This is a genomic window from Muribacter muris (assembly GCF_001038205.1).
GTDB lineage: Bacteria > Pseudomonadota > Gammaproteobacteria > Enterobacterales > Pasteurellaceae > Muribacter > Muribacter muris.
This window is the reverse complement of sequence record NZ_JWIZ01000027.1, coordinates 1-11,087: the sequence shown is the minus strand read 5'-3', so window position 1 is coordinate 11,087 and position 11,087 is coordinate 1. Positions and strand designations below refer to the sequence as shown.

12 protein-coding genes are annotated in these 11,087 nt (G+C 37.1%); all 12 read right to left on the bottom strand.

Annotation, left to right across the window (positions count from 1 at the left end):
• Positions 1-7: 7 nt before the first annotated feature.
• A complete protein-coding gene (tssA, locus tag RO21_RS05315) occupies positions 8-1,408 on the bottom strand; it encodes a type VI secretion system protein TssA (RefSeq protein ID WP_047976757.1) in 1,401 nt (466 codons plus the stop codon).
• 25 nt (positions 1,409-1,433) lie between these two features.
• Positions 1,434-2,063, bottom strand: a complete 630-nt coding sequence (vasI, locus tag RO21_RS05310; protein WP_047976756.1) for a type VI secretion system-associated protein VasI — start codon at positions 2,061-2,063, stop codon at positions 1,434-1,436.
• On the bottom strand, positions 2,045-4,669 hold the full coding sequence (tssH, locus tag RO21_RS05305) for a type VI secretion system ATPase TssH (protein WP_047976755.1): 2,625 nt from the start codon (positions 4,667-4,669) through the stop codon (positions 2,045-2,047). The genes vasI and tssH overlap by 19 nt, the downstream gene beginning before the upstream one ends.
• A gap of 169 nt (positions 4,670-4,838) precedes the next feature.
• Entirely contained in the window at positions 4,839-5,231 is a 393-nt protein-coding gene (locus RO21_RS05300; protein ID WP_047976754.1) for a hypothetical protein, read from the bottom strand.
• Positions 5,232-5,297: 66 nt separating this feature from the next.
• Complete coding sequence (locus RO21_RS13740) at positions 5,298-5,438, bottom strand: hypothetical protein (RefSeq protein ID WP_420911987.1); 141 nt, start codon at positions 5,436-5,438, stop codon at positions 5,298-5,300.
• 20 nt (positions 5,439-5,458) lie between these two features.
• Positions 5,459-5,968 (bottom strand): hypothetical protein, encoded by a 510-nt coding sequence (locus tag RO21_RS05295; protein WP_047976753.1) that lies wholly within the window; start codon positions 5,966-5,968, stop codon positions 5,459-5,461.
• Positions 5,969-6,057: 89 nt separating this feature from the next.
• Positions 6,058-6,585, bottom strand: coding sequence for a hypothetical protein (locus RO21_RS05290; protein ID WP_047976752.1), 528 nt, complete (start codon positions 6,583-6,585; stop codon positions 6,058-6,060).
• A gap of 430 nt (positions 6,586-7,015) precedes the next feature.
• Complete coding sequence (locus RO21_RS05285; protein ID WP_241482409.1) at positions 7,016-7,687, bottom strand: hypothetical protein; 672 nt, start codon at positions 7,685-7,687, stop codon at positions 7,016-7,018.
• Between the two features lie 290 nt (positions 7,688-7,977).
• The gene (locus RO21_RS05280; RefSeq protein ID WP_047976750.1) at positions 7,978-8,442 is read right to left on the bottom strand and encodes a hypothetical protein; all 465 of its coding nucleotides are present in this window, start codon (positions 8,440-8,442) and stop codon (positions 7,978-7,980) included.
• Positions 8,443-8,497: 55 nt separating this feature from the next.
• A complete protein-coding gene (locus RO21_RS05275; RefSeq protein WP_047976749.1) occupies positions 8,498-8,959 on the bottom strand; it encodes a hypothetical protein in 462 nt (153 codons plus the stop codon).
• A gap of 96 nt (positions 8,960-9,055) precedes the next feature.
• Entirely contained in the window at positions 9,056-10,576 is a 1,521-nt protein-coding gene (locus RO21_RS05270; RefSeq protein ID WP_047976748.1) for a phospholipase effector Tle1 domain-containing protein, read from the bottom strand.
• On the bottom strand, positions 10,573-11,087 hold a 515-nt coding region (locus tag RO21_RS05265; RefSeq protein WP_047976747.1), incomplete at its 5' end, for a hypothetical protein. The genes RO21_RS05270 and RO21_RS05265, both read right to left, overlap by 4 nt.

The following is an 11,087-nucleotide window of genomic DNA, read 5'->3' as shown; positions in this document are numbered from 1 at the left end:
TCGTATCCTAAAGCGGCGATGTATTAGGTGAAACTTTTTGGGCAAGAAAGGCAAAAAGACGGTCTTCCCATTGTGCAAGCGGGGTGATAGACAATGTATTTTGCAATGTCTGATAACCTTGTTGGGCAAGCACTGTCATCTCGGCTTTCTCCATTAATTGACACGCAGTCAGTTGAGCATAGAATTTTTCACGTCCGTCTTGAGCGGGTTGTTGGTTAAGCAAGGTGAAAGCTGCTGTCAAGCCATCACGTTCATAACACGCCCATACGTCATTAAAATCGGTATGTGTACCGGTACTTAATGTTGTGTCTGTTTGCTCAGTTTTAAAAAGCCAATGTTTAGCATCTTCAGAGAGAAAAGGCAAGCCGTCATTAAAATGGTAGTCTTTCAACTCAGGTAAGCGCATTAAAAAAGCACGTGTTTCTGCTTGAATAGCAGAAGCAACGGCAGTAAAGCCTAGTTTTTCGGCATAGGTTGCGGAAATAAAATGCCCTTCCAACCAAAAGGGGGCAAGGGTTAAGCTATATTCTAGCTCACCCCAAATAGCGTAGGTCGGTTGTGTTAGGTGAGCGAGATAGTGTTGGCGCATATCTGCAGACACGGCAGCTAATGGCGTAATTGTGTTTTCAACGGGTGGCAAAGTATCAATCCCCGACCAAATCGTATGTCGCCGGAGTTGGTAGCCAATGGGTGAGCCAATATGCTTTGTAACTAATATCTCAGCTACTTTTAACAATGTATATCGCCAAGCTTTCTCATTGCTGTCATCTACTTTTACATTTGTCTCGATGGGTTGCTCTGCATTTTGCGCTGAAGGTATCGTTGTCGCTAAAGCGTTATCAGCCGGTTTTGATGTGTCCTGTTCGACCACTCTATCCGGCACGGCTTGCAATCGCTGATGGTAACGAGTGAGCAGTTCAACTAATGCCGTTTCGGAAAAATGAGTAGCAAGCCACTTAAAATGGGCTTGCATCGCTTCTCGCTCGTAGCGGGAGGCGTGCTGGTTAAAATTATCCAATGTCGGCTCAAATCGCTTGAGAATTTGCAAGGTTAAACGGCTTTTCTTCAGTGGTGAAGTCGGAGCTGCCTGTTGCCAAAATTGCCGGACGTAATCGGTCAATAATGTGATGGCAAGCAATAGCGTTTGGGTGTCCCCTTGATGCTGCAATGTGCGCAGTAAATGTGCCAACACACGCATATCTTTGGTTTTATAGCTGAGTAGGGTAATGGCACGCTGTTGAATATCGTTGATATTGAGTAATTGATGTTCGAGAGAACCGAGTTTAACCATTTCACCGTCCAGATATTCCCAATCCGGATCGTCATCTGCAATCTCTATCGCAATATCTGTGTTTATCTCAGCCGCAATAGCCTGTCGCCAGGGGTGCGCACCTATTATATCTATCATACTGTTCCTTTAGATGTTCTGATCATTACCAGTGGCAAGCTTGCCGAAAGGATTTAATATCCTGCTCAATGTTTTGAATGTTAAATGTCCAACGTGGCTCACCGCTTTGCAGTTTAATCGTCATTTGGGTTGCACCAAATAACTGTTGAATTTCACGGATACCTTGTAAGCCACGACTTGCTTCTAAAATATACCCACTGTCTCGGCTGAACCAGCGACTTTGAAAGCGGGTTTTGTCGGTTTCAATACTGATGGGCAACTCACGTCCCGCTATAGGGCGATGTAAAATCAGTTGCAGTCGGGTGATATTATCAATACAACTTAACATCAAAATCGGTCTGGGCGGTGCAATACCTAATGCCGGTGTCGTCAGCACCACTTGAGGAATGTCTTCAACGCTGGATTCTTTAGTGATAAATTGCGTTGAATGTGTCTCCCGACCTTTCTCTTGTTCTGTGGCCCTTAACCAAGATGCACTTCGCTGTCCCGCGGGTATAGCGTGGGGCGTGCTATCTTGCCACGCACTATCATAGCAATCCAGCCGCTCAAGGCTAGACTGTGTTTGTCGGCATTGAGCGAGACGCTTTAACGTCTCTGCCTCATTAGCTAATACGGGGAATGCACAGCATAAGCCGATTAAATAGCAAAATCGCATCGTTCTTCTCCAATCGCAGCGACAAATTGATGATCGACCACAGAGAAGCGAATTGCCTCAATGGGCATATTTTGCGCTTGCTTTTGCAATAACAGCAGTGAGATAGGCGGTAGCATATGGCCGTCAATAATCGATTCCAACATTCTTGCCCCATTTTCTGCCCGGTTTGCTCTAAGCAGAATTTCCGTTTTGACGTCATCATCAATCGTAACCGAGGTATTAAAACGTTCGATCAAGCGGGCAGTTAATGTTGATAATTTACCATCAATAATGTCAGCTAAAATCGTTTGGCTAAGTGGCAGGAATGGAATAACTTCCATACGAGCCAATAACGCCGGTTTAAAAAACGCGGCAAGCTCGGGGTAAAGTAACGTGGTTAATTGACTTTCATTTTCAGCGTTATCCACAATAGTTTGATAACCTAAATTAGAGGTCAGGAAAAAGACAACGTTCTGGCAATCAATAAGCCGTCCCTCCCCGTCAGCCATCTCTCCTTTATCAAAGGCTTGGTAGAATAGGTTTAATACATCAGGGTGTGCTTTTTCCACTTCATCTAATAAAACCACAGAGTAAGGCATACGGCGAATCGCTTCGGTTAAAATGCCTCCTTCGCCATAACCGACATAGCCCGGAGGCGAACCGATTAAACGGGAAACTGTGTGCTTTTCCTGAAATTCCGACATATTGATAGTGGTTAAGTATTGTTTACCTCCAAAGAGCAGATTAGTGATTTGTAGGACGCTTTCGGTTTTGCCCACGCCACTAGGGCCGACCAGTAAAAAGGCGCCTAATGGTCGGCCTTGGCGTCTTAAGTCTGCCCGTGCCGTCAATAAATGTCGGTGGAGATGCTTAATGGCAAGTGTTTGCCCCTTAATCTCTTTCGAGAGATACGTCGGTAAATCGGCGATGATATTCAGTTCATTTTGGGATAACCGTTCTAGCGGTACGCCTGTCCACTCGGCAATAACCGTTTCGATCTGGGATTTAGTAACGTGCGGTGATACCAAGATCTGATCTTTCTGCGCATCAGATAACGCTATTTCAAGGGATTGCAATGTTGCTCGGAGGCTGCCAGTATCGCTATCGTCATTCCCCTCTTTCTCTAGCAACTGCTGACGAGCTGCAATGATCTGTTTCACTAGCTCTTGTTGCTGATGCCATTTTTCTTCTAAGAGCGTTTGCTCGTACGATAATGTGTCAATTTGATTGGTCAATGCTGCAAGTCGCTCTGCATCATTTGACATCCCTAAACGATATGCCCGTTCAAAGAGTGTTTTTTCCGTTGCCAACTGATGAATTTGCGTCCGCAAGTGCGATAATGCTTTAGGGGGCGATGTCAGCGTAATCGCCACTCTGGCACAGGCAGTATCTAGCACATCAATAGCTTTGTCCGGTAATTGGCGACCACTTAAATAGCGATCACTTAAACGGGCTGCGCTGATAACCGCCTCTTCATCAATCAAAACCGAATGGGCTTGCTCATAGGTGAGCCTAAGCCCCTGCATAATGATAATTGCCTCATCAACAGTCGGTTCATTTAATTTTACTAATTGGAAACGGCGGGAGAGCGCCGCATCTTTTTCAACGTATTTTTTATACTCTTTCCAAGTCGTGGCTGCAATCGTTTTCAACGTTCCCCGTGCTAATGCCGGTTTTAACAGATTGGAGACATCCAAGCCCCCTTGTTGATTGCCCGCCCCTATGAGGGTGTGTGCTTCATCAATAAATAAGATGATTGGGATCGGTGATTGGTCGATTTCAGCCATCACCCCTTTAAAGCGTTTTTCAAATTCCCCTTTGACCGCGGCGCCGGCTTGGAGTGCGCCCAAGTCCAAGCTCATAATGCGAGTATCACAAAGTTTGTCGGGGACTTCACCATTGACAATGCGTAATGCTAACCCTTCAATCAAGGCACTTTTACCGACCCCGGCTTCGCCCACGATGATAGGATTATTTTTTCGCCGCCGACAGAGAATGTCGATCATTAAGTCCATCTCATTATCACGGCATAATACCGGGTCAAGCTGCCCCTGTTTCGCCAACGCAGTAACATCTTGAGCATATTTGGCTAATAAGGTCAGCGAACAAGCGGTTGGATTCGCCGGATTTTTTGCAACGTTCGGCGCTTCAGCAGAGGACGCGGTAATCAATAGCCAATCCCGTTTTAGCAGTTCACGGTTAATCGTAATGAATTGCTGGCTCAAATGATGTGGTAAATAACGGTGGCTTGACAATAATAGTGCTAAAAATAACACGCCGCTGCGTAATTCGGTTTGTTTCATCTCCGCCGAGGCGAGCAACCAAGCATCTTGTAAGAGTTCGACTAACAAGGGTGAAAAGCGTGGATAATCTTCTACTCCCCCTTTGCCTTTCATCTGGGTTACTTCCAACTCAAATGCGTCAATTAACGTTCCGATCTCTAATTCAAAATGCTCGGCAATCAGCCGAACATCACATAATGGCGTAGCAAACAGTTGTTTAAAGAGATGCGGAAGCGTGATTTCGGTAATCTGAGCATTGATGCTGTCTGCTGCAACATCTTCTAAAACAGACTTCACGATAGGGTGAAGTTTACCGACAAGGACGGGAAGATCGATTTTGAGCATAATTTGAACGTCTTGGTGAAAATATAGATAAGATGCTAACAGAGTTTTAGGTGTATCTCTAGCAAAATTTTAAGAAGAAAGTACATCATTTGCTATCTACTCGTATCCAGCTGGCGCTACGGTTATTGGGCTATTTTGCTAGACAGTTTGATTATGATAGATTGGCAAATTAAGGTTTAAGTTTAAGCATTTTATTTGATAAATCTATTTTTTTTCTGCAATTAAAAAATTCTAAAAAAACTCTTTTATATTCTTCGTCATCTATTCGTATACTTAGAGAACATTTGTTATGTTTTTGATACCAATATTCCTTTGCGTGGTAAGCATCATGGGTATATATATCCTCATCAATTTCACTGCTGCTTATAAGATATGCTTTTCCTGAGTAAGTTAATTTGCTATTATCTTTTAGAATATCAATAAATAGTTTAAATTTAATATAATTTTTATGTTCTTGTAGTAATAAAAGTTTTATATTAACTTCTTTATTTTGATAAGTATATTCTTTTGATAGGGATAAAGTAGAAATAAGTAAAAAAATTACAAAAATAAGCTTTCTCATTTTTTAGTTTCCTATTAATTTTTGATTGTGTCTATAATGTTTTATATGCTTATGACCCTATTAGCTTTATTTGTTTTGCGTAAGGAACTTACTAGGAACACTCAAGTACTCTATTTTATTATAATTTACCCAGCCGATTATATTCTTTTTTCCTTTAAAGTAAATCTGATACCATTTTTTATTAAAAGCTTCTTTTACATCTAATATTATTACTTTATCTCCTTTAATTAAGTAGGCGTTTTTTTATTATATTTATTGTCATAAATAAATGTTTTCTCTTTAATGTAGCCAATAGATAACATTTTATTTCCATTGTTACTAATATCATAAAACAAACTTCTTTTAAATTCCTTTAAATTATCAAAGCTAACTGTAAAATGGTCACCTTTATCATTAGGGGAATTCGGCTCTAAGAAATATTCATATTTAAATAAGATCCAATCATCATTAGTTATATCATATACATAGTTATAGAAATTTGATATTGCATTAAATCCGCATTGAACTTCAATTTCTGTTTCTTTTATCGCATTAATTGAAAAATGACTACATTCATTATTTTCTTTTATATAAAAATTTTTTATAGTATATTTTTGGTTGTTTTTATTATCTATCCAACCACAATTTATAATTTGATTTTCTATTTTACTTTCCGAAGAGAGTACAGTGTCGTTTACTGCATAGATATTGCTAATGAAAAATAAAATAGAAATATATAATATATTTTTAATCGTCATAGCGTTTAAAGCTCTCTTTATTTATCTTTCCATATTTAATGTCTCTTATATTACTAATCCAATAAGTAATTTCAAAATATATTTACTAGCTACTTTATAGCTGATGAATTATATTCTTTTCCATCAACACCAATAATTTTATTATCCTCTTGATAGTTTTTTATTAAAATCCAATTGTCTAGGTCCTTTTTATAACGAAACTCATCAGTATCAATAATATTTCCGTGTTTATCAAAATCCGAAATTACTATACATCCAGTTCCACAATTATCAATAGAGGGTGAAAAAATAAAATAAATAGAAAATGAATAATCCTTATTTGTTGTTTTAATGTTAGTTTTGCAATATGGCTCACCTTCTAGATCTGTATAGTAACATTGATATTTTAATTGATCTTTTATATTGTCATTATCAAAATAATCATACAGGATTTCTTCCTTAAAAATAGAGGCGTTAGCATATGTTATATTAGTGAAAAGTAAGATAAAAACTATTATTAGTTTAGCCATCATTTTGCTCATAAGTTGTCCAATTGTATCTAAAGGTGCACTATTTAGTATCTTTAGCTTATAAATATCTATCTCATAGATTGAGCGTAGGATTAAATATACTTTCAAACTCTACCTTTTTAGAGTTTAAAAATGAACTATAATTAACATGATATATAATGCCGCCTTGAACATTAAAAGTATATTCACCGTTTATTTTATTATGTATAATTTCACTATATGTGTATTCATAATGAGTTTTGACGTTAGAGTCATTATTATAAATAGAATTGTTTTTATATTTAAAACTAATTTTATACTATTGGATAGTACATCACATAGCTCATATCTGTAGATACTATAAGAATATTTTTGAATTATCTATTTTAAAACAGAAAAACTTTTCTTTAGTTTCCCCTTTAGAGTGATGAGAAATACTAATAAAAAGAATGTTATTTTCTTCTTTACAAGTGTAACAGTTTCAGTGCCTGTATATCCATATCGATGGTTTTACTAATTTGTTTTTTTCTCTAGCTATATAGTAAACTAGTATTATTATTTAACGATAACAATTTAAGCTAAAAACATTTTCGTCATAATTAAAATAATACTTATCTGTAAATTTATATTTTTTATCTTCTAGTTCAATAATAAATTTATTATTACTCTTATACCAAATTCCTCTTTTATATTTGTCCAATGAAACCCTTACATCACATGATTTTCCTAAATAGAATAGTCTTTCTAAAGTGTCAATAATAACACCATTATCATTCTTTTTGCTATTAATGACCTCTTCTATTTTGGGTTCGTAATAAAATTCCCCACCGAAATTATCAGATAAGGTTTTCTTTATTATATAGCATAACTTTCTATTTAGAATAGCTTTGTCATTTTCTTTATTTATTATATTATTTATCCATTCTTTGAAATCATTATTATATGTTGAATAATCCTCAACAGGTGTATGTGTTGCATTTTCATAAGCATATATTCTACTTATTGATAATAATAGGAAGATGTTTTTTATCTTATTATTTACACATACTAACTGGGATAAGTTTATCTTTTCATTACAATTAACCATATTTGGGACATTATAGTATTGTTCTTCATTTAGAGGTAGTCTACTGATTATATGTTGATATTCCTCATTTGAAAAGCATTGTAATTCTGCGTGTGCAGCAAGATAAAAAAAACTGATAATAAAGATAATAATTCTATTTTTCATTATAATTCTCTTCTTAAAAAGGATAAGGTTAACATTCGAATATGATTATATCCACCTGCTAGTTCGATCATTTTCTTAGTCTCTTGTAATGCCCTAATTGTTACATCTGCAGAATAATGGGCTTTATTTAATCCATCTAATAACTTATGGTTCCATCCGATTTTCTCGCTGTGAATTGTCCTTTTTTCTTTGCAATTGATAAACCATATGGAACAGCAGCCTATTTTTGAGCTTATTACACAACCTACTTAATTAGGTAGAATTTTTATTTTAAAATATGGAGTTATTTCTTATATAAGGTTTCTATCTACAAAGAGATGTATCCTTGCATTGTACCCATCCGATAAAGACTTTTTTGTTTCTGGATTTTTATATTCTATTTCTATCCAATTTGATGAAATGTTCTTAATTGTAAAAATATCTCCTTTTATTAAGTATTTCTTTTCTGATTGTATGTAGTTTGGTTGAATATTCATAGAAATAATAGCATAATCTCCTCTCCCTTCTATTTTATATAAGAAAGCTGTATTAATATTAGGTTTTTGTGCTAGGAAAGGTGCTTCAAAAATTAATTCTCTTTCATTTGCATGAGACTGATAGACTTGAAAGCTGCTATTGTCATCTTTACTATCATAAAAGCTAATAGTATTTCCAAAGTGATCTGTTAAATCTATATATATTTTTTCACCTTCAATTACTGCATTTGAGAACTGGGAAACAAAAATAAAAGTACAGAATAGAATAAATTTTCTCATTTACATTCTGTATATAGGTAAAAAATAATTTTTTATTTCTTCTTAATCAAGGAAATTATTTTGGACTTAATAAGTTATATTCATTAATAAATTTGTAGTATGTTTCCTTTAGTTCATTGTTTTTAGTAAATAAATCATTACAAATAAATAGTGGAGAGTGATATTCTAATTTAAAATATTCATCTTTCTCCTTATATTTACTTATGACTATATGTATGTTTTTTTCGTAAAAAGCATCTAAAATAAGTTTCATATCACTCCATTTATAATATTTTCTGAATTTAGAGTTTAAACCAGCTAGTGTTTTATAATGTTTATCGAAAAGATAATTCTTATATTTATTATTGAAAATTTTTTGAGTGAATAAAATTTTATCCATACAGATACTTTTTCCTATATCTATAAATTGTAAATATAGTTCGTCATCAAGATAATACTGTTTTTTTATCTCATTAATTTCGTTTGCATATAGTGAGGAATTTATAAGAAAATAAAGTAACAATATATTTTTTTTCATTTATTTTAATTCCCAAAAATAGATTTCTTTTGCATATTAAAATAATGATGTTCTCCAATAGCATTGTTAGACTTTTCCGATTATTACAGATGCCTTTTATTCCTCATTGACGACAGCAAGAGCCGCTTGATTGCGCCACACAACACGCACAGGTGGGTTCTGGGGATTGAGGTAATAGGCACTGTTTGAGATGGATTCTCCCAAATAGGCTGTTTGGCGATGCTTAAACCCAATCGGGGGTGGATTTAAACCGTGCGCTTCCGGTGTACAGGCGGAATTATGGGCGTATTGAGCTAAAATGCGTAAATGATCAGGTTGGCGGTGATGAAACACACTGTCTTGAGCTGGGTTATCGGGGTATGCAAATGTCGTATGATGTCCTAACGCCTGATTTAAACCGGCAGGATCCTCAATGGCAGTTATACAATAGGCTTTGAGCGTTTCACTCCAAGAGCTGCCGTTTCCCAATAACGGGGCAAGAGCGGGCGAGTGGCGGTTTAGCGCTTGGGTTGTTGGCTGATAGGGGGTATAAGCAATTTGCCGTATTAGTTTGGCTTGCAAAGCCGCGTCCATCGTTAAGGAAAAGGGTAATAACGGCACGCCTGATTTCACTGCCAAGTTATACATCATTATGAGTCCGATCTGTTGTAAGTCGTTGGAAACAGTACGCTGACCGGTGTATTTGAGGATGTTTTTATTGCCCTCATAAGTGGGTTCGACCTCTTGGTAATTGACCCAATCGGCGTGCCAGTTTTCGCCTATCGCAATGCCGTTTGTTGGTGGTGGAAGCGGGGTTAAGGTTGCTTGGCGTGGTTTCTGGAGAGCGTACTCAAATAGCCGTTCAACCGTCATCGACTCATAGCCACCGCCCACATCGGAGTGGGCACCGATCAGGTAATAAGTCCGCCCTGCCCCTTCGGTATCGGTAAGGGGGAAGTTTTCGCGGTATTCGTCTAAGGCGACCAAATGGACAATTTGTTCGGCACTGTGTGGCGCAAGGTTGAAATTATAAGGCTCGTATTTTTTAGCGGAAGGGGTGATACCCAAGGTTTCGTGCCAAAATGTCCAACCTTCCGAGCCTTTGTCGGTAATCGGCTTGTAATTTTTATTATCACCGGCTTTGCCAAATGAGGCAACCGTATCGAAAAGACCGATGAATTTGAATAAGAAACTTGATTCTTTGTATTTTTCATTTCTATGCATTTCATTGATAAAATGTCTTGCTAATGATGCTCCTCGACTAAAGCCGAATACATCTATATAGCATTTATATTCCTCTTTTGGAAATTGCTTACGAATATCATCAATTTTGGAAACGGCAAGTTGAATCCGTTTTGCACCACCGCTGCCTATTCCTAATCCAGTGAGGTTGTCCGGTTGATTGGCTTGTGTCCCTAGTCCCTCAATATAAACAGCCGTAGTAATAATTTTACATTCTGACGCACTCTGCCCGATCAAAAAGGGACCGGCATCGGGAGCCGAACCGGCTTGATACAGTGGCGAATAGAGCTGATATAATTTAGCGATATTACTGGCTTTATTCGCCGCTTGATCGTTGGTGAGATTATTACCAGTGCCGTCAAAAAATACCCCGATACGAATCACTTTACAATTCATTTTCTAACCTTATTTAAGACGGTGTTTTTATAAATTTTATACACATTTTCATTGGGGTTTTGGGGTTTGGCTTCGGTGTAAAAGTCAGGGATATAACGAGTGATTGGTGGGAATCCTTCTTGGGTATCTTTTAAACTCCAGGTATTATAATGAATACCGCCTATATCATAATCTTTCCTTAATAACTCAAACCTTAGATAATCTATAATACTAATTGAGGTATTTGATGTCCCATATTCATCATTTTTTAATTTATCCACGACAAATTGAAATTTAGGGTTCGTTTCAAAATCCAGTCCGATAATGGAGCAGATATGTGCCATCATAGAAATTTCGCCTCTTGCTAGAGGGGGGGCGTAGTATTTTTTTGCGATTTGATGGGCTTTTTCCATCCAAGCTAATTTCACCTTTTCATCGGTAACGCCGTCCCAAAAGCCGGGGTAGTGGATATCGAGCATTTGGCTGATTTCACGGTACATTCTAAGGGTTTTATGTTTTTCAATACGGGCAT